This is a genomic window from Kitasatospora sp. NPDC089913 (assembly GCF_044748625.1).
In the GTDB taxonomy this organism is placed as follows: domain Bacteria; phylum Actinomycetota; class Actinomycetes; order Streptomycetales; family Streptomycetaceae; genus Kitasatospora.
The window spans coordinates 211,845-234,488 of sequence record NZ_JBIVGI010000007.1; the positions used below are offsets into that span (position 1 = coordinate 211,845).

Annotated in this window: 21 protein-coding genes and 1 pseudogene; 9 read left to right on the forward strand and 13 right to left on the reverse strand. The window is 75.3% G+C overall.

Features of this window, described 5'->3' with window-relative positions:
* Positions 1 to 17: 17 nt before the first annotated feature.
* Positions 18 to 1,103 carry a cell division protein ZapE gene (gene zapE, locus ACIPYS_RS14130; RefSeq protein ID WP_400746092.1) on the reverse strand — a complete coding sequence of 362 codons (1,086 nt, stop codon included), beginning with the start codon at positions 1,101 to 1,103 and terminating at the stop codon, positions 18 to 20.
* Positions 1,104 to 1,156: 53 nt separating this feature from the next.
* Here zapE and ACIPYS_RS14135 point away from each other — a divergent pair, with 53 nt between their 5' ends.
* The 4 genes from ACIPYS_RS14135 to msrB all read left to right on the forward strand — a co-directional run bounded on the left by ACIPYS_RS14135 (position 1,157) and on the right by msrB (position 4,504).
* Entirely contained in the window at positions 1,157 to 1,924 is a 768-nt protein-coding gene (locus ACIPYS_RS14135) for a pyrimidine reductase family protein (protein WP_093860113.1), read from the forward strand.
* Between the two features lie 141 nt (positions 1,925 to 2,065).
* On the forward strand, positions 2,066 to 2,527 hold the full coding sequence (locus ACIPYS_RS14140; protein WP_093860114.1) for an indole-3-glycerol phosphate synthase: 462 nt from the start codon (positions 2,066 to 2,068) through the stop codon (positions 2,525 to 2,527).
* A 167-nt stretch (positions 2,528 to 2,694) separates the two neighbouring features.
* Positions 2,695 to 4,077, forward strand: a complete 1,383-nt coding sequence (gene murC, locus ACIPYS_RS14145; RefSeq protein ID WP_400746243.1) for a UDP-N-acetylmuramate--L-alanine ligase — start codon at positions 2,695 to 2,697, stop codon at positions 4,075 to 4,077.
* A gap of 22 nt (positions 4,078 to 4,099) precedes the next feature.
* Positions 4,100 to 4,504, forward strand: coding sequence for a peptide-methionine (R)-S-oxide reductase MsrB (gene msrB / locus ACIPYS_RS14150; RefSeq protein ID WP_327681636.1), 405 nt, complete (start codon positions 4,100 to 4,102; stop codon positions 4,502 to 4,504).
* Positions 4,505 to 4,573: 69 nt separating this feature from the next.
* Here msrB and ACIPYS_RS14155 read toward each other — a convergent pair whose 3' ends face one another.
* The 8 genes from ACIPYS_RS14155 to ACIPYS_RS14190 all read right to left on the reverse strand — a co-directional run bounded on the left by ACIPYS_RS14155 (position 4,574) and on the right by ACIPYS_RS14190 (position 12,549).
* Positions 4,574 to 5,812 (reverse strand): cytochrome P450, encoded by a 1,239-nt coding sequence (locus tag ACIPYS_RS14155; protein WP_400746095.1) that lies wholly within the window; start codon positions 5,810 to 5,812, stop codon positions 4,574 to 4,576.
* Entirely contained in the window at positions 5,809 to 6,444 is a 636-nt protein-coding gene (locus ACIPYS_RS14160) for an ATP/GTP-binding protein (protein ID WP_400746097.1), read from the reverse strand. The genes ACIPYS_RS14155 and ACIPYS_RS14160 overlap by 4 nt, the downstream gene beginning before the upstream one ends.
* Entirely contained in the window at positions 6,422 to 6,784 is a 363-nt protein-coding gene (locus tag ACIPYS_RS14165; protein WP_093860116.1) for a DUF742 domain-containing protein, read from the reverse strand. Before ACIPYS_RS14165 ends, ACIPYS_RS14160 begins: the two co-directional genes overlap by 23 nt.
* Positions 6,781 to 7,173, reverse strand: coding sequence for a roadblock/LC7 domain-containing protein (locus tag ACIPYS_RS14170; RefSeq protein WP_093864835.1), 393 nt, complete (start codon positions 7,171 to 7,173; stop codon positions 6,781 to 6,783). Before ACIPYS_RS14170 ends, ACIPYS_RS14165 begins: the two co-directional genes overlap by 4 nt.
* Before the next feature lie 98 nt (positions 7,174 to 7,271).
* A complete protein-coding gene (locus tag ACIPYS_RS14175; RefSeq protein ID WP_400746099.1) occupies positions 7,272 to 9,299 on the reverse strand; it encodes an ATP-binding protein in 2,028 nt (675 codons plus the stop codon).
* Positions 9,300 to 9,401: 102 nt separating this feature from the next.
* Complete coding sequence (locus ACIPYS_RS14180) at positions 9,402 to 10,424, reverse strand: MBL fold metallo-hydrolase (RefSeq protein ID WP_093860118.1); 1,023 nt, start codon at positions 10,422 to 10,424, stop codon at positions 9,402 to 9,404.
* A 263-nt stretch (positions 10,425 to 10,687) separates the two neighbouring features.
* Positions 10,688 to 11,434: a hypothetical protein gene (locus ACIPYS_RS14185; protein WP_093860119.1), complete on the reverse strand. Its 747-nt coding sequence runs from the start codon at positions 11,432 to 11,434 to the stop codon at positions 10,688 to 10,690.
* Positions 11,435 to 11,625: 191 nt separating this feature from the next.
* On the reverse strand, positions 11,626 to 12,549 hold the full coding sequence (locus ACIPYS_RS14190; RefSeq protein ID WP_400746102.1) for a GNAT family N-acetyltransferase: 924 nt from the start codon (positions 12,547 to 12,549) through the stop codon (positions 11,626 to 11,628).
* A 425-nt stretch (positions 12,550 to 12,974) separates the two neighbouring features.
* On the opposite strand from ACIPYS_RS14190, the pseudogene ACIPYS_RS14195 reads away from it, so the two are divergent.
* The 3 genes and pseudogenes from ACIPYS_RS14195 (at position 12,975) to ACIPYS_RS14205 (ending at position 16,340) form a co-directional block, all read left to right on the forward strand.
* Positions 12,975 to 14,197, forward strand: a pseudogene (locus ACIPYS_RS14195) (DUF692 domain-containing protein).
* A gap of 190 nt (positions 14,198 to 14,387) precedes the next feature.
* On the forward strand, positions 14,388 to 15,464 hold the full coding sequence (locus ACIPYS_RS14200) for a TIGR04222 domain-containing membrane protein (protein ID WP_400746104.1): 1,077 nt from the start codon (positions 14,388 to 14,390) through the stop codon (positions 15,462 to 15,464).
* A gap of 99 nt (positions 15,465 to 15,563) precedes the next feature.
* On the forward strand, positions 15,564 to 16,340 hold the full coding sequence (locus ACIPYS_RS14205) for a TIGR04222 domain-containing membrane protein (RefSeq protein WP_093860122.1): 777 nt from the start codon (positions 15,564 to 15,566) through the stop codon (positions 16,338 to 16,340).
* 74 nt (positions 16,341 to 16,414) lie between these two features.
* Here ACIPYS_RS14205 and hemQ read toward each other — a convergent pair whose 3' ends face one another.
* The 3 genes from hemQ to ACIPYS_RS14220 are packed head-to-tail and all read right to left on the reverse strand — an operon-like array spanning position 16,415 to position 19,204.
* Entirely contained in the window at positions 16,415 to 17,140 is a 726-nt protein-coding gene (gene hemQ / locus ACIPYS_RS14210) for a hydrogen peroxide-dependent heme synthase (protein WP_053648820.1), read from the reverse strand.
* The gene (gene hemG / locus ACIPYS_RS14215; protein ID WP_400746106.1) at positions 17,137 to 18,573 is read right to left on the reverse strand and encodes a protoporphyrinogen oxidase; all 1,437 of its coding nucleotides are present in this window, start codon (positions 18,571 to 18,573) and stop codon (positions 17,137 to 17,139) included. Before hemG ends, hemQ begins: the two co-directional genes overlap by 4 nt.
* 34 nt (positions 18,574 to 18,607) lie before the next feature.
* On the reverse strand, positions 18,608 to 19,204 hold the full coding sequence (locus ACIPYS_RS14220) for a Uma2 family endonuclease (RefSeq protein ID WP_400746107.1): 597 nt from the start codon (positions 19,202 to 19,204) through the stop codon (positions 18,608 to 18,610).
* A 239-nt stretch (positions 19,205 to 19,443) separates the two neighbouring features.
* Here ACIPYS_RS14220 and ACIPYS_RS14225 point away from each other — a divergent pair, with 239 nt between their 5' ends.
* Positions 19,444 to 20,454, forward strand: coding sequence for a DUF4349 domain-containing protein (locus ACIPYS_RS14225; protein WP_400746109.1), 1,011 nt, complete (start codon positions 19,444 to 19,446; stop codon positions 20,452 to 20,454).
* Positions 20,455 to 20,505: 51 nt separating this feature from the next.
* Here the strand turns inward: ACIPYS_RS14225 and hemE are convergent, their stop codons facing one another.
* Positions 20,506 to 21,519, reverse strand: coding sequence for a uroporphyrinogen decarboxylase (hemE, locus tag ACIPYS_RS14230; RefSeq protein WP_231978747.1), 1,014 nt, complete (start codon positions 21,517 to 21,519; stop codon positions 20,506 to 20,508).
* A gap of 352 nt (positions 21,520 to 21,871) precedes the next feature.
* Here hemE and ACIPYS_RS14235 point away from each other — a divergent pair, with 352 nt between their 5' ends.
* Complete coding sequence (locus ACIPYS_RS14235) at positions 21,872 to 22,534, forward strand: DUF3000 domain-containing protein (protein ID WP_093860127.1); 663 nt, start codon at positions 21,872 to 21,874, stop codon at positions 22,532 to 22,534.
* Positions 22,535 to 22,644 lie beyond the last annotated feature (110 nt).

The window sequence follows — 22,644 nt, forward strand, 5'->3', positions numbered from 1 at the left end:
CCACCGACAAGCGGAGACTACTTCGCGCTGTCCCGGGCGAGGGCGACCAGGCGGGAGACGGCGCGGAGGTACTTCTTGCGGTAGCCGCCGCGCAGCATCTCCTCGGGGAAGACCTGGTCGAAGGGGAGGCCGGAAGCGGTGATGGGGAGTTCGCGGTCGTACATGCGGTCGGCGAGGACGACCAGGCGCAGGGCGGTGGACTGGTCGTCGACCTGGCGGACGCCGCGCAGGCAGACGGCGGTCACGTCGTCCAGCAGGGCGCCGTAGCGGCTGGGGTGGACGGCGGGGAGGTGGGCGAGCAGGGTGTCGAAGTCGTCCAGCGAGGCGCCCGGGGTGCGGGCGGCGACGGCGTCGACCTCGGTGTCCCGGTACGGCGGCGGGGCGTCCGGCAGGCCGCGGTGGCGGTAGTCCTGGCCGTCGATCCGCATCGGGCGGAAGTGCGCCGACAGGCCCTGGATCTCGCGCAGGAAGTCGGCGGCGGCGAACCGGCCCTCGCCGAGCTTCTCCGGCAGGGTGTTCGAGGTGGCGCAGAGCTTGACGCCGTTCTCGACCAGGCGGCCGAGCAGGGTGGAGACCAGGACGGTGTCGCCCGGGTCGTCCAGCTCGAACTCGTCGATGCACAGCAGGCGGTGGTCGGACAGGGTCCGCACGGCCTGCTGGAAGCCGAGCGCGCCGACCAGGTTGGTGAGCTCGACGAAGGTGCCGAAGGCCTTGGGGCCGGGGACGGCGTGCCAGAGCGAGGCGAGCAGGTGGGTCTTGCCGACGCCGTAGCCGCCGTCGAGGTAGATGCCGGCCGGGCCGACGGGGGCCGGGGCACCGCGGCGGAACCAGCCCCGCTTGGGCGCGGCGCCGTTGCCGCCGTTGAGCGCGCCCGCGAACTGCTCCAGCACCTGCACGGCCTCGTACTGGCTGGGCTGGCCCGGGTCCGGGAGGTACGTCCCGAAGCTCACGTCGGAGAAGCGCGGCGGCGGCACCATCTCGGCGACCAGGCGCTCGGCGGGCACGACCGGACGGCGGTCGGTGAGGGCGATCGGCGAACCGGTGACGCCGGCTATCGGCTCGGTCGCGGTGTCGGGGCGGGAGGCTGCGGGCACGGTGGTCAAGGGTACGCCCGCTCGGCGCGGACTCCGACCCCGGCCGCTGCGAGACTGGAGGCATGCAGCAGCTGATCAGTCCGCCGGACGCGGTGTTCCAGGATCCGGAGTCGCCGGAGGCGCTCGCCGCCGTGTACGCGTACCCCGGGCAGGTGAATCGCGGCCGCCCGTGGCTGCGCGCCAACATGGTGGCCGGCCTGGACGGCGCCGCCCGGCTGGACGGGCTCTCGGACGGCCTGTCGAGCCCGGCCGACAAGAAGATCTTCGGGGTGCTGCGGGCCCTGTCGGACGTGGTGCTGGTGGGCGCCGAGACGGTGCGGGCGGAGGGGTACGGGCCGGCCGCGGCGCCGGCCTGGTCCGCCGCGGCGCGCCGGGCGGCCGGGCAGGCGCCCGCCCCGGTGATCGCGGTGGTCAGCCGCTCGCTCGGCCTGGACCTCGCGGCGCCGCTGTTCACCGAACCGCCGGTGCGCACCGTGGTGATCACCACCGAGGACGCGCCGGCGCGCAGCCTGGACGCGGTGGCCGAGGTGGCCGACGTGATCGCGGTCGGACGGGGTTCGGTGGACCTGCGGGCGGCGGTCGCGGCACTGGCGGACCGGGGCTGGACCCGGATGCTGACCGAGGGCGGCCCCCGGCTGCTCGGGCAGCTGGCCGCCGCGGACCTGCTGGACGAGCTGTGCCTGACGCTGGCCCCGCTGATCACCGGCGGCGACGCGCCGCGCATCATCCACGATGCGGAAATGCCTGACGTGCGGCGGATGCGGCTGGTCTCATTGATCGAGCAGAAAGGATTCCTCTTCACCCGTTACCTGCGTCCGCCGACCCCGTGACCCCCGGACCGTGATCCCGCTCCCTTCTGGGACTTCCTCCGCGTGGCCCGTGTGCCGGGTGAGCAGCGTGCGGAAAGCTTCCGCCGGGCAGTATGGGATGCGAAGCCGGGGCCCGGGGGCCGGTGTCTGGAAGGGACTCACGTGTTCAAGACGGTACTGATGATCGAAAAGGCGCTCTCCGACGCCGACGTGGAACTCGTCACCACGCTGCACAGCGAGGAGAAGGTGTCCTTCGTCGTCCTGATGCAGCCGCGCGGCAAGCAGGACGAGCTGCTGCGGGCGCTGGACGACGTGGCCCTGGGCCACCTCGACAAGGTGGTGCGCGAGCACGACGAGTCCGAGAGCGGGCCCACGGTGGCCACCGAGTCGCTCGAGCACAGCCTGCGCCACCTGCGCGACGCCGGCGCCGAGGCGGTCGGCGAACTCGTCGAGGAGAAGCCGCTGGACCGGCTGCGCGCCGTGGTGGAGGAGCACCGGGCCGACGAGGTGGTGGTGCTCACGTCCCCGCACTTCGTGGAGGAGTTCTTCCACCGCGACTGGGCCTCCCAGGCCCGCCACAAGGTGGGCGTCCCGGTGCTGCGGCTGTTCGCCAGCGACTCCTGACCCCGGCCCTCCCCGCGTCGGGCGGGGCGGGGTCCGGACGCCGTCGTGGTGCAGAATCGTCCTTGCGGTCCGGCGCGCCCCGGCCGCGAGGACGACCCGACCGTCGTCCGCACCTCCCCCGTCCCCGCCCCGTACGGAGCCCCGCCTTGAACGACGCCGCGCACGACCTGCACGCCCCGCACTTCATCGGCATCGGCGGCGCCGGCATGTCCGGCCTGGCGAAGATCCTCGCGGTGCGCGGGGCCAGCGTCTCCGGCAGCGACTCCAAGGAGTCCGAGACCGTCCTCGCGCTGCGCGCCCTCGGCGCGGCCGTCCACATCGGCCACGCCGCCGAGCACGTGCCGGACGGCGCGAGCAGCATCGTGGTCTCCAGCGCCATCCGCGCCGACAACCCGGAGCTGGCCGCGGCCCGCGAGCGCGGCATCCCGGTGGTGCACCGCTCCGACGCGCTCGCCGCGCTGATGGGCGGCCGCCGGGCGCTGGCGGTGGCCGGCACCCACGGCAAGACCACCACCACCAGCATGCTCGCGGTCGCCCTCGGCGAACTGGGCCTGGACCCGTCCTACGCGATCGGCGGCGACCTCGACGCCCCCGGTTCCAACGCCCACCACGGCACCGGCGAGATCTTCGTCGCCGAGGCCGACGAGAGCGACCGCAGCTTCCACAAGTACGCGCCCGAGGTGGCGATCGTGCTGAACGTGGAGCTGGACCACCACGCCAACTACGCCTCGATCGACGAGATCCACGAGTCCTTCGAGACCTTCGTCGCCCGGATCACCCCCGGCGGCACCCTGGTGGTCTCCGCCGACCACGACGGCGCCCGCGAGCTGACCGCCCGGGTGGCCGGCCGCGAGGGCCTGAACGTGGTCACCGTCGGCGCCGCCGAGGACGCCGACCTGCGGGTGCTGTCGGTCGTCGCGCGCGGCATGACCAGCGAGGTCACCGTGCTGCTGGACGGCGAGGAGCTGCACTTCACCGTCTCGGTGCCCGGCCGCCACTACGCCCACAACGCGGTCGCCGCGCTGGCCGCCGGTGTCGCGCTGGGCGTCCCGGCCGCGGACCTGGCGAAGGCCCTCGGCGCCTACACCGGTGTGCGCCGCCGGCTCCAGCTCAAGGGCGAGGCGGGCGGTGTCCAGGTGATCGACTCCTACGCCCACCACCCGACCGAGATGACCGCCGACCTGGAGGCGATCCGGGAGGCCACCGAGGGCCGGGTGCTGGTGGTGTTCCAGCCGCACCTGTTCAGCCGCACCCAGCAGCTCGCCGAGGAGATGGGCGCCGCGCTGGCGCTCGCCGACGCCTCCGTGGTGCTGGACATCTACCCGGCCCGCGAGGACCCGATCCCCGGTGTCACCAGCGAGCTGATCCTCGACGCCGCCCGCCGCGCCGGCGCCGAGGTCACCGCCGAGCACGACTTCGCCGCCGCCCCCGCCCTGCTGGCCGGCCTGGCCCGCCCGGGCGACCTGCTGCTCACCATGGGCGCCGGCGACGTCACCAATCTGGGTCCGGAAATCCTCGGGCACCTCGCGAACGTTTCCACCAACGTCTGAGTCCCCCCGACCTGGAGCCGTCATGAGCTACGAGATCGAGAAGACCGACGCCGAGTGGCGTGCCGAGCTGTCCCCGGAGGAGTACCACGTGCTCCGGGAGGCCGGCACCGAGCGCCCGTTCACCGGCGAGTACACCGACACCAAGACCGTCGGCGTGTACGGCTGCCGGGCCTGCGGGGCCGAGCTGTTCAGCTCGGAGACCAAGTTCGACAGCCACTGCGGCTGGCCGTCCTACTACGCGCCGCTGGCCGGCGACCGTGTCCAGTACATCGAGGACACCACGCTCGGCATGCGCCGGGTGGAGGTCCGCTGCGCGCGCTGCGGCGGCCACCTGGGCCATGTCTTCGAGGGCGAGGGCTACGGCACGCCGACGGACCAGCGGTACTGCATCAACAGCGTCTCGCTGACGCTGAAGCCGGCCGAGTAGCGGCGAACGGCGCCAGGTGGGCCCGGTACCCCGGCGGGGTGCCGGGCCCACCTGCCGTCCGGCCCGGCGCTACCCGGCCACCGGGGTGAAGCGGACCGGGAGGCGGACCAGGGCGCGGTGGAAGGGGCCGGGGCGCCAGCGCAGGGTGTCGGCGGGTTCGGCGAGTTCGAGGTCGCCGATCCGGCTGGTCAGCTGCTCGACCGCGGTGATCGCGATCAGCAGGGCCGGGTCGCGGGCCGGGCAGGCGTGCGGGCCGGCCGCCCAGGCCAGGTGGGCCGACTCGCCGCTGCGCAGCCCTGCGGTGTCCGGGCTGTCGGCCGGCGGCGCGGCCTCGGAGTTGGCGGCGGCGTAGGAGACCAGGACCAGCGAGCCGGCCGGGATCGCCCGGCCGGCCAGGACGGTGTCGCAGCGCGGGTAGTGGGCCGAGAGGTTGGCCAGCGGTGGCTCGTGCCAGAGCACCTCGTCGATCGCCTGGTGGGCGGTCATCGCGCCGCCGAACAGCGAACCGGCGTAGCGGGCGTCGGTGAGCAGCCGGCGCAGGGCGTTGCCGATGAGGTTGGTGGTCGGCTCGTTCCCGGCGATCATGGTCAGGGTGATCTGCCGGACCACCTCGTCGTTGTCGAGGCCCGCCGGGTGGGTGAGGAACCACGAGGTCAGGTCGTGCCGGGGGCGCTCGCGGCGCTCGGCGACCATCGCGGTGACCACGGCGACGAGGTCCGCGTACGCGGTCACCGCCTGCCGGGTGGACTCGATCATGCCGACGATGCCGGCCACCAGCCGTTCCCGGTGCTCGTCGGGCACGCCGAACCAGGTGGTCACCACGTGGACGGGCAGCCGGCGGGCGTAGTCGGCGATGAGGTCGGCGGAGCCGGTGGCCCCGAAGGTGCCGATCAGCCGGTGGGCGACCTCGGCCACCCGGCGCTGCAGCAGGTGCGGTTCCAGCAGCGCGAGGCCGTCGGTGATCACCTGCCGGTAGCGGGCGTGCGTCTCCCCGTCGCTGAACAGCGCGGTCGGCCGGTAGCCGAGCACCGGGAGCAGCGGGGAGTCCGGGGGGACGGTCTGCTGCCAGGCCCGGGAGTCCTTGGAGTAGGTGTCGGTGTCGCGCAGCAGGTCCAGCGCGGCCTGGTAGTCGGTGACCAGCAGGGCCCCGACGCCGGGCGCGATCTCCACCGGGGCGACCGGGCCCTGTCGGCGCAGCCGCTCGTAGACGGTCTGCGGGTCGGCGGCGAAGGCCGGGCCGTGGAGGGCGGTCGGGGCGGGCGCGGCGGGGGGCTGTGCTGCAGGGGGTTGTGCGATGGGGGTGGTCATGACTGCTCCGGGGCGGAGGGCGGCAGGCCGTGCAGGACGTGTTCGGTGAGGGCGATCAGGGCGTCCAGGCTGGAGCCGCGCTCGCGGGCGTCGCAGAGCACCAGCGGGGTGGCCGGATGCAGGTCGAGGTGGGTGCGGAGCACCTCGGGCGGGTGCGCCGGCGATTCGGGGAAGCGGTTGACGGCGACCGCGTACGGAAGGCCCTGTTCCTCGACCATGTCCATGATCTCGAAGGAGTCGGCCAGCCGGCGGGTGTCCGCCAGGACCAGGGCGCCGAGGGCGCCGCGCGCGATGTCCTGCCAGAGCGGGAAGAACCGCCGCTGGCCGGGGGTGCCGAACATGTACAGCACCACCTCGCCGGGCAGGGTGAGCCGGCCGAAGTCGACCGCGACCGTGGTGGTGGACTTGCCGGGGAGGCCGGCCAGGTCGTCGACGGGGGCGCCGGTCTCGGTCATCGCCTCCTCGGTGTGCAGGGTGGGGATCTCCGAGAGGGTGCGGATGAAGGTCGTCTTGCCGACGCCGAAGGGGCCGGCGACCACCAGCTTCATCAGCGTCTGTTCGGGGTCGGGCAGGTAGCCCACCCGGTCCGGGCGCCCCGGAGCGGGCGGCCTACCGGAGAGTGCGGAGTCCAACGAGGAGCCTCTCGACGAGGGAGCGGTCGGTCTGCTGGGCGCGGGGGATCGGCGCGCGGGCGTGCAGGCAGCCCGCCTCGACCAGATCGGCCGCGAGGAAGACGGTCGCGCTGACCGGGAGCCGCAGATGTGCGGCGGCCTCGACGACGGTGAGCGCGCCGGGCCGCAGCAGTTCCCAGAGCCGCCGGTGCTCGGCCTCCAGCTCGGTGAGCGCCTCCGGCTGCCCGGCGCCGGTCGCGAACAGCACGGTGAGCCGTTCGAACCCGTCGGTGCCGGCGCGGGCCCGGCCGCCGGTGGCCAGGTAGGCGGGCACCATCCGCCTGCGGGGGACGGCGGTCATGACCGCGGGGCGTCCTGCCGCCTGGCCGGGCTGGCCAGGGCTCGGCCGAGGGCGGCCACCTGGACCTGCATCTGGTAGGCGACGTTGCCGAGTTGGGCCTCGGGTGTGGTGAACACCGCGAGCGAGGTGTTCTCCCCGGCCGGGACGACGACGGCGAAGCCCAGCTCGGACTCGACCACGGTCTGCGCCAGCCGGGGCTGCTCGGTGTCGGTGAAGGCGGTGGTGAACGCGCGGGCGGCCGCGTGGACGGTGGCGGTCATCGCGGCGACCCGCTCGGCGGAGGCGCGGCCGAGGCCGGACGAGGCGGCCTCGACCAGGCCGTCACCGGTGGCGATCACCGCGTGGACGACGCCCGGCAGTTCCAGGAGCGGGCTCAGCACCCACCCGATCCCTTCGGCGGCGGCCGGGGCGCCGGTGGGCGAACCGGCCGGTGCGGGGGTGGCGGTGGCGGTGCTGGGGCTGGACGTGCTGCTCACGGCGCGGCTCCTCAGGAGGTCTGGGTGCTCCGGCGGCCGGACGCCGCCGCGGGACCGGCGCCGGTGCGGGCGGCGTCGGGGCGGGGCGGGGCCGCCCGGTCGGCGCCGGCGGGGCCGGTCGCCTCGGGGGACGGGGAGTGGGGGCTCTGGGGGGTGCCGGCCTCGGCACCGGCGGCCTCGGGGACGGTCACGGGGACGGCCTCGGCGGCTTCCTCGGTGACGGCCTCCGTGACGGACCCGGTCACGGCCTCGGTGACGGCCTCGGTGGCGGACCCGGTCACGGCCTCGGTGACGGCGTCGACGGTCGCGAGAACGGTCTCGGCGGCAGCGGCCCCGACGGCCTCCGCGGTGACGGCCTCCGCGACGGCGGCGCGGCCGGAGCCGGTGCCGTGCTGGAGCGCCTGCCAGCGGGCGGCCGCCTGCTCGGGCGTCCGCACCGGGCGGACGGCGCCGGGCCCGGGCGCCGCGGCACCCTCGGCCGGCGAGGGCTGCGCGGACACCGGCCGCCGCCGGCGGCGGCTGGGCAGCCCGGTGCCGTCGTCGGGCGCGGCGGGCTCGTCCGGCACCGCCCGTACCGGCGGGACGGCCTGCACCGGCGGTCCGTCGGACGGGCGCGGCAGCCCGGACGGCACCGGCAGGGCCGGCGGGTCCGGTACCGGGGGGACGACGTGGATCGCCGGGACACCCTCGCGGGCACGTCCGCCCGCGGTGGGAGCCGGTCCGGCCGGACCGGCTCCGGCCCGCAGCGGCAACGGGGTCAGCACCGACAGCGGCTGCTCCTCGTCCACCACCGTCAGCAGCCCGGCCGGGATCCGGAGCAGGGCCCGCATCCCCCCGTACGGGGAGGGCTCGACGTGGCAGGAGAAGCCGTACTGCCGGGCCAGCTTGCCGACCACCGCGAACCCGGTCCGCGGCGGGTTGCCGAGCTCGGTGAGCAGCACCTCGGACGGGCCAGCCAGCAGCCGGCGGGCCCGGCGGAGCTGGTCCTCCTCCATGCCGATGCCGCTGTCGTCGACGATCACCAGCGCACCCCGGCCGCCCTGCTGGAGGGTGACCGGGACGTCCGTCTCGGGGTGCGAGTAGGCGGTGGCGTTGGCGAGCAGTTCGGCGACCGCGATGGCCACCGGCTCGGCGGCCCGGGCCACCACGGCCAGCCGGCCCTCGCGCAGGTGGTTGGCCACCTTGATGCGGGCGTAGCCGGGCACCCGGGAGAGCGCGCCGACCACCACCTCGGCGAGCGGCGAGTCGGTGCGGGCCAGGCCCGGCCAGGCCTCGCAGAGCACGGCCACGGTCTGGATCCGGCGCAGCGCGACCTCGTTGCGGAAGTCGACCTCCAGCAGCCGGGGGTCGTCGTTGTCGTCCTGGAGCTGCTGGACCAGGCTCTGGATCTGGTAGAGCAGGGTCTGGATCTTCGAGGTGGCGCCGCGCATGGCGGAGCGGGCGGCGGCGTCGACGCGCTCCCGCTCGTCGGTGACGGCCGCGGAGGCCGCGTCCAGGACGGCCTGCAGGGCCTGCACGGCGGCCGGGCCGACGGCGTCGGCGGCGAGCGGTCCGGCGACCGGCGCGTTGGGGTGGCTCAGCCGCAGGGCGGCGGCGGCCACCCGCTCGGTGGCGAGGTGGCCGATCTCGGCCAGCAGGGCGGCGGCACCGGCCTCGGCCGCCGCGGCGCGCTGCTCCGCGGCGTCGGCCCGCTGCTCGGCCCCGGCCGCCCGGTGGTCGGCCTCGGCCGTGCGCTGTCCGGCCTCGGCGGCACGGTTCTCGGCACGGTGGGCGCGGTCCTCGGCGGCCAGCGCGCGGTCGGCCGCGCCGCTGGCCTCCACGGCCGCCTGCCGTGCCTCGGCCCCGGCCTCGCGGGCCTGCTGCTCGGCCCGGGCGGTCTGCCCCTCGGCGGCGCGGGCGCGTTCGGCGGCCAGGCCCGAGGCGGTCTCCGCGGCCTCGGCCCGGGCCGCGGCACGCGAGCGGCCGCGCGCCAGGAGCGCGGCGGCCACGAGCGCGGCGAGCGCGATCAGCGCCAGGGCCGGTACCAGGAACTGCGTCATCGACGTCCTCGGAGTTTCCTTGTACGAAGAACGGGGTCGGTCGGGTACCACCGGCCGGGTGCCGGGTACCGCGGACCGGGGTCCGGGTGCCCCGGACCGGGCTCAGGCCGTGGCGCGGCCGTTCGCGCGGGGGCGGGGCGCCCGGCGGTCGGTGTCCTCGTCGATCTCACGGGCCACCAGTGCCACCTGGTTCATCGCCGCGAGGATGTTCGGCACCTCGCTGCCGTCCAGGTGCCGGTACTCGGCCGCGACGGTGAGCACCAGCCGCTCGGGCAGCCCGAGTTCGGGGTACCGCTGCTCGGCGATGATCCGGCGCGCCGCGTCCAGCGCGGTGAGTCCGGCGGTGTGCAGGGCGTGGGTGCGCTCGCGGACGTGGCCGAGGTAGGCGATGTGCTCGTGGACGCCGGGGCGGTCGAGCACCGGGCCGTGGCCGGGCACGACGATCCGGGCGCCGGTGGCGAGGATCCGCTCGCAGGCGGCGATGATGTTCTCCAGCGGACCGGCCCAGTGCGAGGGGTGGTCCCCGGGCTGGGCGGCGGTCGAACCGAAGATCACGTCGCCGGTGAACACCGCGCGCTGGTGCGGGAGATGGACGATGAGGTCGCCGCCCGTGTGGGCCGCGGGCAGGCCGGTGATCTGCACCGGGTAGTCCCCCACCCGCAGCTCCAGTTCGCCCTGGAAGACGGTGTCCGGGTGGACGGGATCGGTCCCGGACCAGTCGAACTGCCCGAAGTGGCGCCGGAGGTAGTCGCCGAGCGGCGAGTCCGGGTCGCTCCCGGTGACCAGCGCGTGGGTCTGCTGCGGCGTCGGCTCCCAGTGGATGTGCTCCAGCGCCTCGCGGGTGGCGATCACCTCGGCGTCCGGCAGCACGCCCGCGCCCCAGAGGTGGTCGCCGTTGGCGTGGGTGACGACGATCCGGTCGACGTCGACGCCGTCGGCCAGCCGCTTGCGGCTCTCGGCGAGGAACTCGGCGGCCAGCGAGGGGTCGTAGGGGGTGTCGATCCACAACGCGGTCCGTTGCCCGGCGAGCAGTCCGCAGTTGGCCAGTCCCCAGCCCCGCTTCGGCGGAAGCCAGACGTACAGGTCCTCGGCAATCGCGCTCACGTTCGCACGGTTGATCGTCATGGGCGCGATTATGCCGATGATGCGACAGCGGCGGAGCGAAACCCTGGCGTTTTCGGCCATTCCCCGCCCCGGACTCTCCCGTCCCGCCCCTTTCCTCCCGGTTCGCCGCCCGCCGCCGTTCCGGGATCCGGTCAGCGGGCGTCCCGGCATCCGGTCGGGCACGGGCCCGGGCACCGGTCCGGGCACGGGCACGGGGTCAGGCACCGGGTCAGGCACCGGTTCCCGTCGGCGCGGACCGGACGGACGGCGCGACCGACGCCGGGTCAGCCGGACGGCAGGACGCGGCATACCTCCACCGTCACGTCCACGGTGTCCAGGCCGATCACCCGGCCCTCGACGGCGACGAATCCTTTCTCCCCCGAGCGGAACAGCCCGGCCAGCGGGGACTGCCGCCCGGCGGCCGCGAGCGCCTCCACCGCCATCGCCGAACCGAAGGCGAAGACCCCGCAGAGCACCACGCAGGGCGCCTGCCGGGAGGTGCGGGTGACGAACACGAAGCCGTGGTCGCGGACGAGTTCGTCGGCCGCGTTGTACTGCGCCTCGAAGGCCATCCCGCCCCAGCGGGCCCGGGCCGCCTGCGGGTGCTCCAGCCGGAAGTCCGGGAAGGCGGTGGCCAGCACGCCCGCCGAGTAGGCGTTGACGCTCGGCCCGCCGACCGAGAAGGTCGGCATCCGCGGGTCCTGCGCACCCGCGGTGACCAGTTCGATGGTGGCCTTGCGGTTGATCTTCCGCAGCAGGTCGGTGAGTTCGGCGATCGCCCGGGCCTCGGCCATCGGCATGAACAGGACGTTCCGAGGCCCCCGGCTGGTGAGCCGGCAGCCGTCCTTGGCGTAGGCGAACTCGCCCACCTCGATACTCGGGGTGACGATCTGCACCCGGCCGTACGGGCCGAGCAGCGCGCGCAGGAAGCCGTAGCGCAGGAAGAGGCGGGTCCGGGCGAGCGACCGCGCCGCGAGAAAGCCGATCACGGCCGGGACGAACCCGACCAGGATCTGGAGCAGGATCTCCATGGCACCCCCGCGATGACTCGGGCACGAACTGTGTGCGCCGATGTGATGCCCCGTAGAACCCCGGGAACTCCCGAGTCGGGCCGGCACCCGGCGTCCACGCCCCGTCGCACGCCCGATTCACCCGTCCGGCTCAATCCACCCGTCCTCCGGGCATCACGCTCCGTCACCCCCGCCCGCGCCGAGGGACCGGGTCAGCCGTCCAGTCGCTTGATGAACTTCCGCTCGCTCGCGCAGCGTTCGTAGCCCAGCCACTCGTTGATCGCCAGCATCGGCGCATTGGTCGCGTCGTTGGACGTGTACGCGTGCCGCAGACCGGCCGCACGGGCCAGCCGCAGCGACTCCAGCTTGGCGAGCTTGGCCAGCCCCCGGCCGCGGAACTCCCGGCGGCATGCGGTGAACGCCGACCAGTACCGGTCCGCGCCGTCGGTGTGGACGGCGGTGAACGCGGCCGGGCGACCGTCGACCACGGCCACGATGCTGAGTGCGGTGTCCAGGGCAGGGCGGTGCCACTCCCCCGCGAGCCACTCCTCGTAGTCGGCCGCGTCCATCGGCACCTCGCCCGGCTCGTCCCGGATCGCGTCCGCCTCGACCAGGAACACCGGGTGCGGGTCGGCCGCCCAGTCGCTCACCGGGCGCAGCTCGACCCCGGCGGGCAGCGGCGGGCCCTCCGGCAGCGGGCGGGCGAGGTCCCGGCCGCCGAAGTGGGCGGTCCGCCCCTCGGCGAAGCCCCGGGCCAGGGCGAAGGCGCGCGGGCCGGGCTCCTCGTCCACCCAGCTGTGGACCTCGGTCACGCCGTGCCCGGCCAGGTGCCGCTCGGCGGCGGCCAGCAGCCCGGTGAAGGCCCCGCGCCGCCGGTACTCGGGCAGGACGCTGCCGTTGGCGTGGCCGATGCCGGTGACGGTCGTCCCGGTCACCACCCCGCAGCGGACCGAGCCGACCACCCGGCCGTCCAGTTCCGCGACGAAGGTGCGGTAGTGCTGGCCCTTCGCCTGCTGGGCGTCCAGCCACACGAACATCTCGGGCGTCTGCACCAGGTGTTCACGCCCGGCCCGGTGGGCGGCCGCCACGGCCTCGGCGTCGTCGGGGCGGAAGTCACGAATTATCAGCGTTGTCATATTCGGCTCACCGTAGCGGCCGCCGGTTCGCCCCGCACCCGGTTTGTTCGCCGCCGGAACCGGTCCCACCTGCGGCGATGGGGGAAATCCCGGCCCAGGTCGCGGATTGACTCGACGCCAAGCTCAAGTAATGCTCTGAGATGACCGGTCGAGGCTTGGCAGCCGCTCCGTCCGGGGACATGCTCAGCACCACAGCCCGGTGGCCCTGGCGACGAGGCCCGCGCCGACCGACGGCTTTCCACCCAGCCCTCCGAAGGGGGCGCCCGATGACTTCCCCCACCCTGCGGACCGCTCCGCAGTCGCCCGCAACGACGACGGGCAGCACGACCGGCACCACCGCCGCCACTACCGGCACCGGCACTACCACCGCTACCGCCGCCGGCACCGCGCGCCGGCTCGGCGTCGGCCTCGGCTGGCGCAGCGAGATCGACACCGTGGTCGAGCGGCAGCCCGGCCTGGACTGGGTCGAGGTCGTCGCCGAGAACATCTGCGACGGCCACCTCCCCGCCTCCCTGCGGATCCTGCTCGACCGGGGCGTCACCGTGGTCCCGCACGGGGTCGGGCTCGGCCTCGGCGGCGCCGACCGGCCCGACCCGGCCCGGCTGGCCGGGCTCGCGGGGACGGCCGAGCTGCTCGGCTCCCCCGTGGTCACCGAGCACCTGGCGTTCGTCCGGGCCGGCGGCCTGGAGGCCGGCCACCTGCTGCCGGTGCCCCGCTCGCGCGACGCCCTGCGGGTGATCGCCGAGAACGTGCGGATCGCCCAGGACCAGCTGCCGGTGCCGCTGGCCCTGGAGAACATCGCCGCGCAGCTGGCCTGGCCGGACGACGAACTGACCGAGGGCCAGTTCCTGGCCGAACTGGTCGAGCGGACCGGCGTCCGGCTGCTGATCGACGTCGCCAATCTGCACACCAACCGGGTCAATCTCGGCATCGACCCGGCCGCCGAACTGGACCGGCTGCCGCTGGAGGCGCTCGCCTACGTGCACGTCGCGGGCGGCACCATGGTCGACGGGGTCTGGCACGACACCCACGCCCACCCGGTCACCGAACCGGTGCTGGAGGTGCTGGCCGAACTGTGCGCCCGGGTCGCGCCGCCCGGGGTGCTGCTGGAGCGCGACGCCGCGTTCCCGCCGCCGGCCGAGCTGGCGGCCGAACTCGACGCCGTGCGGCGGGTACTGGAGGGCGACCGGTGACCGCCGGCCGCGGCCCGGACGGCCTCGTCGACGGGGGCACCGACGCCGCCCGGGCCCGGCTGGCCGCCCGGCAGACCGAACTGCTCACCGCGCTGGTGGCCGGCGGCCCGGTGCCGCCCGGCTTCGACCCGGCGCAGGTGCGGGCCCAGGCGACCGGCCTGGCCGCCAAGCGGCGCGACACCGCCGCCAAGGTGGCCCCGGAGCTGCCCCGGCTGCTCGGCGCGTTGTACGGGCCGCTGTTCCTCGCCTACGCCCGCAGCCGTCCGCAGACCGGCGGCTACCGCGCCGACGCCCGGGCCTTCGCCGAGTGGGCGCTCGGCGGGCGGCCGGAACCCTCCGAGGACCAGCGCCGGGCCCTGGAGCACTGGCTCCACCCGGTGCCGCACCGCTCCGAACGCCGGCCCGGCCCGCTCGCCCGTCTGCGCCGCACCCTGCGGCCCGGCCGGGACGCCTGAGCGCCGCACCCGCGCCGCACCCGCGGCACCCGCGTCGGCACCGCTCCCGCGGCACCCGTGCCCGTCCGCCCCGGTACCGCGCCCGCCCGGGCCGCGCGTCCGGACCGGACCGCACCCCAGCACCGCCCCACCGCCCCACGAAGGCGCCACGCGCGCCCGAACCACGTCTCACCACCCGGGGGAACCACTCATGTGGCACAACAGCTACTACGTCGTACCCGGCCTCCTGCTGGCCGCCACCGTCCTCGTCGCCCAGCAGGCCAAGCGGGCCGCCCGGCGCGTCAGCGACCCCAAGGGCCTGCCCGGCCGCGGCATCGCCCTGCTCGAGGCCGCCTTCCTGGCCGGGGGCCCGGGCCGGGTCTTCGACACCGCCCTGGTCCGGATGCACCGGCGCGGCCACGTCGTGGTCAGCCGCTCCCGACTGGTCACGCTGACCGCCGCCGAGCCCGTCGACGAGGTCGACGGCGCGATCGTCGACGCGATCGGCGCCTCGCGCAGCCGGGACCTCGACTCGCTGCGCGTCGCGGTGATGCGCGCACCCGCCGTCCAGGCCGTCGGTGACGCGCTGGCCGCCCGCGGCCTGCTGCGCAACCCGGAGCGGCTGCGCCGGGCCAGGACCGCGCACCGGACGATCTGGCTCGCCCTGGCGGTCACCGCGGCGTTCGCCGTCGCCGCCCCGCTGCTGGCCTCCGACGAGCCGGGCAGCGACGGCCCCGCGCTCTGGCCCCCGCTGCTGCTGCTCGTCCTCGGCCTGGTCTCGCTGCTGGTCACCCGTCCGCCCAAGGGCCGGGTCACCCCGGCCGGGCGCCGCCAGCTCGGTCTGATGGACACCGGCAAGCCCTGGCAGCCGCACCACGGCGCGTTCGTGTCCGGCGCCGACGCCGTCCTGCTCGGCGCCGTCGCGCTCGGCGGCCTGGCCCTGCTCGGCCCCGACGGCCTCGGCGACGCGGAACTGCACGAGGCGATGCTCGCCGCGGCGGGCGCCGACCAGTCGGCCCGGGCCGTCGCGGCCGGCACCGGCTCCTCGTCCTCCGGCTCCTCCTGCGCCACCGGCCCCGCCGTCTGGTGCGGCTCCTCCTCCGACTCCTCGGACTCCTCCGGCTCCTCCGGATCGGGCTGCGGCAGCTCCTTCGGCTGCTCGGGCTCGAGCTGCTCCTCCGGCTCCTCGGGCTCGAGCTGCTCCTCGGGCTCCTCCGGCTGCGGTTCCTCCTCGGGCTCCAGCTGCGGCGGCGGCTCGAGCTGCGGCGGCGGGGGCTGCGGATCCTGAGCCCCGACCGGGAGCCGACGGCCCACCGGACGTCACAGTTCGGTATCGCGGTCCGGGAAGACGTTCCGCGCGCGGCGCGGCCGGGACTACAACAAGCCCATGTGGTTGCTCTTCCTCCTCCCGGCCTGCGTCGCCGCGGTGCTCTCCTGCATCCGGCTCGTCCGGACGACCGCCACCGCCGACGCGCTGTCCGGTCAGGAGGGCCCCCGGCCGGCCGAGGCGGTCGGGATCGGGCTGTACGAGACCGCGTACCTGGCCGGCGGACCGGACCGGGTGGTCGAGCTCGCGCTCGTCCTGATGGCCTCCCGGGGGCGGCTGCACCTCGCCCACACCGGCTGGACCACGGTCGTCGACCCGCGCGGCCGCAGCCGGCTGGAACGCGCGGTGATCGCCACCGTCGGCCCCGAGGGCCAGTGCCGCACCGACGACCTGCGACTGGCGATGGCCGCCCACCCCACCGTGCTGGAGATCGGCAGCCGGCTCTCGCTCGCCGGGCTGGCCACCCCGGCCACGGTGCGGCGGCACACCGTGCTGGTGGTCAGGCAGGTCCGGCAGGCGCTGCTGCTCTCGGTGGTCCTGCTGGCCGTGGCGCTGGTCGTCGGCGGCCTGACCGGCGGTGACACGGTGACCGCGCTGGCCTGGTTCTCGCTGCCGCTGGTGCTCACCTCCGGCACCCTGCTGATGGCCCGGGTCGACGTCTACCCGTACACCCGCTGGGCCTCGCCGATCGGCCAGGAGGTGCTCCGCGAGGTCCGCCCGCCGCGCCAGCACGGCCTCACCGACGACGACGAGCGCGAACTGCTCACCGCCGTCGCGATGAACGGCCCCGCCGCCCTCCCGGACGCCCGGCTGCGCGCCGCCCTGCGCCGCCACTGACACGCCGAAGGGCCCGCCCGCACGGCATTCGCCGGCGGACGGGCCCTTCGGCGTGCCTCGGCACGCGGGTGTGCTCAGACCAGGCCGTTGAGCAGCTCGGCGACGGGCTTGCGGCGGCCGGTGAAGAACGGCACCTCCTCGCGGACGTGCAGCCGGGCCCGGGACGGGCGCAGGTCGCGCATCAGGTCCACGATCCGGTGCAGCTCGTCCGCCTCGAAGGCGAGCAGCCACTCGTAGTCGCCCAGCGCGAACGAGGCGACCGTGTTGGCCCGCACGTCGGGGTAGCCGCGCGCCATCTGGCCGTGCTCGGCGAGCATCGCGCGCCGCTCGGCGTCCGGCAGCAGGTACCACTCGTAGGAGCGCACGAACGGGTACACGCAGACGTAGTCGCGCGGACGCTCGTCGGCGAGGAACGCCGGGATGTGCGACTTGTTGAACTCCGCCGGGCGGTGCAGCGCCATGTTCGACCAGACCGGCTCCAGCTGCCGGCCCAGGCCGGTGCGGCGGAAGCGGTTGTACGCCTCCTGGAGGTCGTCCGAGTCGGCGGCGTGCCACCACACCAGGATGTCGGCGTCCGCGCGCAGACCGGACACGTCGTAGGTGCCGCGCACCGTGACGTCCTTGGCGTCCAGCTGGGCGAACAGCTCCTCGACCTCGGTGACCAGGCCGGTGCGGTCCTCGGGCAGCGCGCCCTTGAGCTTGAACACCGACCACATGGTGTAGCGGATGACCTGGTTCAGGTCCCGCGCCTTCAACTTGGCGGGCTGCTCGGCGGCCTGCTGCTCAGCGGTCTCAGTCATGCGCCCATTGTCCTCTCGGTGACGTTCGCCCCGGTGAGCGGGGTCAGTACTCGGTCGAGCGCGGCGACGGCCGCCCGGGCGCTCGCGACGCAGGCCGGGATGCCCACGCCGTCGTACGCGGCCCCGCACAGGGACAGCGCTCCCACCCGGTCCGCCGCCGCCCGGATCCGGGCCACCCGGTCCAGGTGGCCGACCGGGTACTGCGGCAGTCCGGCGCGCCACCGGGTGACGGCGGTGTCGTACGGGCGGGCGGTCAGGCCGATCGCCTCGCCCAGGTCGGCCAGCGAGCGGGCGACCAGTTCCTCGTCCGCCAGCTCCAGCGGCTCCTCCTCGCGCAGCCGGCCGAGCGAGGTGCGCAGCACGAAGGCGTCCGGCGCCGACCGCTCCAGCCAGCCCCACTTGTTGGAGGAGAAGGTGGACGCCTTGATCCGCCGGCCGTCCACGGGCGGGACGAGGAAGCCGCTGCCGGCGGGGGTGCGGGCCAGGTCGGCGCGGCGGAAGGCCAGCGTGACCAGCGCCATCCCGGCGTACTCCACGGTGTCCAGCTCGGCGGCCGCGGCGGGCGCGTCGGCGCGCAGCAGCCGGGCGGCGGCCGGCGCGGGCACGGCCAGCACGACGGCGTCCGCGGCGAGCACCTCGCCGTCGCCGGTGGTCACCCGCCAGCCGTCGGGGGTGCGGCGGAGCTCCGTCACCGCGGTCCGGGTGCGCAGCTCGACGCCGGCCGCGGCGCAGGCCGCGGCGACCGCCTCCGGCAGGGTGCCGAGGCCGCCGCGCAGGCCCTGGAACACGGGGGTGCCGACGGTCGTCGGGCGGGTGGCCAGCGCGTGCACACCCTCGACCAGGGAGCCGCCGCCACGGGCGACCGGCAGCAGCGCGGGCACGGCGGCGCGCAGCGAGATCTCGTCGCTGTGCCCGGCGTAGACACCGCCGAGCAGCGGTTCCACCAGCCGGTCCACGACCTCGCGGCCGAGCCGGTCGGCGACGTAGCGGCCGATCGCGACATCGTCCGCGACCGCCTCCCCGAGCACCTCGTGCCGGGCCCGGTCCAGCCCCTCGGGGCTCAGCACACCGGAGTCCGCCAGCGCGGCGAGGTCCCCGGGAACGCCCATCACCTGTCCGCCGGGCAGCGGGCGCAGCGCGCCCCTGGTCCAGATCGCGGCCTTGGCGGTGGTCGGCGGCTCCAGCCGCTCCGCGAGCCCGACGGCCCGCGCCAGCTCGACCGCCTCCGGCCGCCGGGCGAGCATCGACTCGGCTCCGAGGTCCACCCGGACCCCGCCGACCTCGCCGCCCCGCAGCTTCCCGCCCAGCCGCTCCGACGCCTCCAGCAGCGTCACCCTCGCCCGCGCCGGCTCCCCCGCACCCCCGCCGACCACAGCGGCGGCGGTCAGCCCCGCGATCCCGCCGCCGATCACCACGACATGTGCTTGCGCCATGCCCCGCAGTCTCGCAGGTCTTTACACCTTTGCCTCAATCCGCCCGCTTCTGCCCCTTGCGGGCGGGCACGAGCGCGTCCAGGTCGACATCGACCGGGAACGGCACCGGCCGCTCCAGCCGCTTGCGGAAGATCCCGGCCGCGGTATAGGCGGAGGTCGGGTGGTCCAGTTCGTGGACGTGGACCACCGGCAGTCCCTCCTCCTCCTCGATCACCCAGTAGTGCGGGATCCCGGCCTCGGCGTACTTCCGCAGCTTGACCGTGCGATCCCGGTGGGCGGACTCGGGGGAGACGACCTCGACGACGAGCCTCACGTCGGCGGCGTCGAACCAGGTCCGGTCCGGATCGTAGTCGGCCTCCGCGACCACCAGGTCCGGCTCGGGGCGGTTCCGCCGGTCGAGCCTGATCGTCATCTCCCGCTCGGCCAGGAGGCCGTCCGGCACCAGTTCCTCCAGCACCGCGGTGAGCGCCGTCACGGCCCGACTGTGCCACGAGCGCTGCGGGGACATCATGAAGACCAGTGCTCCGTCGATCAGTTCGGTGTGGCGGGGCGCTTGCGGCAGGCGGTCGAGGTCCTCGGCGAACCATCCCTCGGCACGGGGCGGGTACATCCAGTCCGGCAACTCACTCATGGAGCCCACGGTAGCGACTCCGGGGCGGTCGTGGGGTCGTCGGGCCCCTACGGACAGAAGGTGTGCGGGCGGGACCGCGGTCCGGTGCGGGAGGGGCCGCGCCTTGTCCGCTCCGCAGCCGAGACGTGATCGAGCTGCGACCTCCCGGCCGGGTCCGGATCGGCCCGGGGTCCGTCGAAATGGTGTGGGTGCCCCGGGAGGGGGTGCCGGAACCATCGGACGACGGGGAGGGCCCGGACGTGGGACGAGGACGAGGGCGGCGCGGAGCGGGGGCGCTGGCGGCGGTGGCCCTGGCGGCGGTGCTGGCGGCGGGCTGCTCGGCGGGCCGGGACGGCGGGGCCAAGGACATGTCGGCGGCCGCCCCGGCGCAGGCCGCCGCCGGGGAGGCGGCCAAGGGGGACGCCGCGGTCGGGGCGCCGGGGGTGGCCTCGGTGGCGCCCAAGGCGCCGTCGGCCGGGCAGCCGGGTGCGGTGCCAGTGGTGGACGCCCGGCAGATCGCGTACTCGGCGCAGCTGACGGTGCGGACGGCACAGGTGGACACGGCGCTGGCGAAGGCCGGGGACCTGGCCGCCGCGGCGGGCGGTTACGTGGCGAGCGAGACCGGGAGCTCCGGCGGGGACGGCGGCCCGCAGAGCGGTCAGATCACGGTGAAGGTGCCCTCGGCGGCGTTCCGGCCGACGCTGGACCAGCTGGCCGGGCTCGGCGAGGTGCTGTCCCGGCGCAGCCAGGCGGAGGACCTCACCCAGCAGGTCGCGGACGTCAACAGCCGGATGCAGAGCCAGCAGGCGAGCGTGGACCGGGTGCGCGCGCTGATGGCGCAGGCGAAGACGCTGGCCGAGGTCGTCAGTCTGGAGAGCGAGCTGAGCCGGCGGGAGTCGGACCTGGAGTCGCTGCAGAAGCAGGTGAAGGAGCTGTCGGCGCGCACGTCGCTGTCCACGATCACGCTGGACGTGCGGCAGAAGGCCGGTCCGGTCCAGGACGTGCCGGACGCGCCGGACCGGGAGAAGGGGTTCTGGGCGTCGGTCGGTGCGGCGCTGGGCGGCGGCTGGCACGTGCTGGCCGTGATCGTCCGGGTGACCGTCATGGCGGTGGCCGCCGTGCTGCCGTTCCTGCTGGTGGCCGCGCCGGTGGCGGCGGTGGTGTGGGCGCTGCGCCGGCGGCGGAAGCCGGTCCCGGTGGCGCCGGAGCAGCGGGAGGACCGGGCGGAGGAGGACGAGGCGGAGGAAGAGGAGGACGAGCCGACGCACTGAGCCGGGCCCGCCGGTGGCGGCCCCGGGGAGGGGCCGCCGCCGGACGGCGGGTCAGCGGGCGCTGGCCTCGTGCACGAAGGCGACCAGACGGCTGAGCGCGTCCGGGTCCATGCTGGGCATGACACCGTGGCCGAGGTTGAAGATGTGGCCGCTGCTGCCGAGCGCCTGGGCGGCGTGCAGCACCTCGCGGGCCTTGGTCTCGACGGCCCTGGTGGGCGCGAACAGCACCGCCGGGTCGAGGTTGCCCTGGAGGCCCTTGCCGGGGCCGACCCGCTCGGCGGCGACGTTCAGCGGCACCCGCCAGTCGACGCCGACCACGTCCGCGCCGGCCTGGCCCATGAGGCCCAGCAGCTCGCCGGTGCCGACGCCGAAGTGGATCCGCGGCACGCCGTACCCGGCCACCGCGTCGAACACCTTGGTGCTGGCGGGCATCACCGAGCGGCGGTAGTCGTCCGGCGCGAGCGCGCCCACCCAGGAGTCGAACAGCTGGATCGCCGAGGCGCCGGCCTCGATCTGCACCTCGAGGAAGGCGGCGGTGATCCCGGCCAGGCGGTCGAGCAGCGCGGCCCACAGGTCGGGCGCGCCGTACATCATGGCCTTGGTGTTCTCGTGGTTCTTGGACGGCCCGCCCTCGATCAGGTAGCTGGCGAGCGTGTAGGGGGCGCCGGCGAAGCCGATCAGCGGGGTCGGGCCGAGCTCGTCCACGAGCAGGCCGACGGCCTCGGTGATGTAGGGGACGTCGTCCGGCTCCAGCGGGCGCAGCCGCTCCAGGTCGGCGAAGCTGCGGATCGGGTCGGCGATGACCGGACCGATGCCGGGCTTGATGTCGACGTCGATGCCGATCGCCCGGAGCGGCACCACGATGTCGCTGAAGAAGATCGCCGCGTCCACCTTGTGCCGGCGCACCGGCTGGAGGGTGATCTCCTTGACCAGCTCGGGCCGCATGCAGGACTCCAGCATGGGGATGCCCTCGCGGACCTTCAGGTACTCGGGCAGCGAGCGGCCCGCCTGGCGCATGAACCACACCGGGGTGTGCGGTACCGGCTCGTGCCGGCAGGCGCGCAGGAACGCCGAGTCGTACGCGGCGCCGCGGCGCGCGTCGGGCTGCTGACCGGGGGTGGCACCGGTCGGGGGGACTGCCGTCGTCTCGCTCACGCTCCAAATCTTCGCACGCGGCCCGGACCCGCCCGTCCCGGCGGTCCCGTCGCTTCCTCCAGGATCCGAACAAGGATCCGGCCGGAGATCCGGACGAGGATCCGGGCCGGGCCGGACCGGGATCCGGACGGGACCCCGGGCGGGACCGTGGGCGGGACCGCGGCGGGGACCGGGCCGGAGATCTGGCCGGATTGCCGCCCCGGCGCGCCGCGCGGGCAGAAGTTACGGCGATTACCCGGGTTTTCGACCTAGTCTTCGGGTCATGGCAGCGGTCGGAGGGCACCCCGCACAGGGTGGCGGAGCAGGTGGCGGAACGGGTCGGGAGGCGGCGCCGAGCGAGTTCCGGGCTGCCGTGGAGGCGTTCTCCGGTGCCCGGCTGCGCCCCGAGCTCGTCCTCTCCCCCGCCCCGGCCCCGCGCCGGCTGGCACCGTACTCCTTCGCGCTGACCGCCACCGTCGAGGTCGACGGCGAGGAGCTGGCCGACGGCCGGCTGGTGCTGCTGCACGACCCGGCCGGGCAGGAAGCCTGGAACGGGGACTTCCGCGTGGTCACCATGACCCGGGCGGAGCTGGAGCCGGAGATGGCCGGCGACCCGATGCTCTCCGAGGTCGGCTGGGCCTGGCTGCTGGACGCGCTGCAGGCGCACGGCGCCGGGTACGCGGAACCGTCGGGCACCGTGTCGCTCTGCGCCTCGCAGTACTTCGGCGGGCTGGCGGACCGGGCGTCGACCACCGAGATCGAGATCAGGGCGTCCTGGACGCCGGCCGACGGCCGCTTCGAGCGGCATCTGGCGGCCTGGGGGGACCTGCTCTGCATCGGCGCGGGCCTGCCCCCCGCGGCCGCGGCGCCGCACGCGCCCGCCGACGTCACGTCACTCGGTGGAGTGGTCCCGATGCCCGCGAGGCGACGTCCGCGCTCGCACTGAGGAGTGGCGCCGCCGCGGCGTCATCACCGGAGGCGACGCCACCCCCAGGGCTGACGGAGTGTGACTTCGGTGCGGCTCTCCGTCAATAATCCGGCCGAGTCCGACCGCTT

What these genes read in the sequence shown, in the direction of transcription:
- ACIPYS_RS14135 (WP_093860113.1), top strand. Translation starts at nt 1,157, where the DNA reads ATGCAGCAGCTGATCAGTCCGCCGGACGCGGTGTTCCAGGATCCGGAG.
- msrB (WP_327681636.1), top strand. Translation starts at nt 4,100, where the DNA reads ATGAGCTACGAGATCGAGAAGACCGACGCCGAGTGGCGTGCCGAGCTG.
- ACIPYS_RS14155 (WP_400746095.1), bottom strand. Translation starts at nt 5,812, where the DNA reads ATGACCACCCCCATCGCACAACCCCCTGCAGCACAGCCCCCCGCCGCG.
- ACIPYS_RS14165 (WP_093860116.1), bottom strand. Translation starts at nt 6,784, where the DNA reads ATGACCGCCGTCCCCCGCAGGCGGATGGTGCCCGCCTACCTGGCCACC.
- ACIPYS_RS14175 (WP_400746099.1), bottom strand. Translation starts at nt 9,299, where the DNA reads ATGACGCAGTTCCTGGTACCGGCCCTGGCGCTGATCGCGCTCGCCGCG.
- ACIPYS_RS14180 (WP_093860118.1), bottom strand. Translation starts at nt 10,424, where the DNA reads ATGACGATCAACCGTGCGAACGTGAGCGCGATTGCCGAGGACCTGTAC.
- ACIPYS_RS14185 (WP_093860119.1), bottom strand. Translation starts at nt 11,434, where the DNA reads ATGGAGATCCTGCTCCAGATCCTGGTCGGGTTCGTCCCGGCCGTGATC.
- ACIPYS_RS14190 (WP_400746102.1), bottom strand. Translation starts at nt 12,549, where the DNA reads ATGACAACGCTGATAATTCGTGACTTCCGCCCCGACGACGCCGAGGCC.
- ACIPYS_RS14200 (WP_400746104.1), top strand. Translation starts at nt 14,388, where the DNA reads ATGTGGCACAACAGCTACTACGTCGTACCCGGCCTCCTGCTGGCCGCC.
- ACIPYS_RS14205 (WP_093860122.1), top strand. Translation starts at nt 15,564, where the DNA reads ATGTGGTTGCTCTTCCTCCTCCCGGCCTGCGTCGCCGCGGTGCTCTCC.
- hemQ (WP_053648820.1), bottom strand. Translation starts at nt 17,140, where the DNA reads ATGACTGAGACCGCTGAGCAGCAGGCCGCCGAGCAGCCCGCCAAGTTG.
- hemG (WP_400746106.1), bottom strand. Translation starts at nt 18,573, where the DNA reads ATGGCGCAAGCACATGTCGTGGTGATCGGCGGCGGGATCGCGGGGCTG.
- ACIPYS_RS14220 (WP_400746107.1), bottom strand. Translation starts at nt 19,204, where the DNA reads ATGAGTGAGTTGCCGGACTGGATGTACCCGCCCCGTGCCGAGGGATGG.
- ACIPYS_RS14235 (WP_093860127.1), top strand. Translation starts at nt 21,872, where the DNA reads ATGGCAGCGGTCGGAGGGCACCCCGCACAGGGTGGCGGAGCAGGTGGC.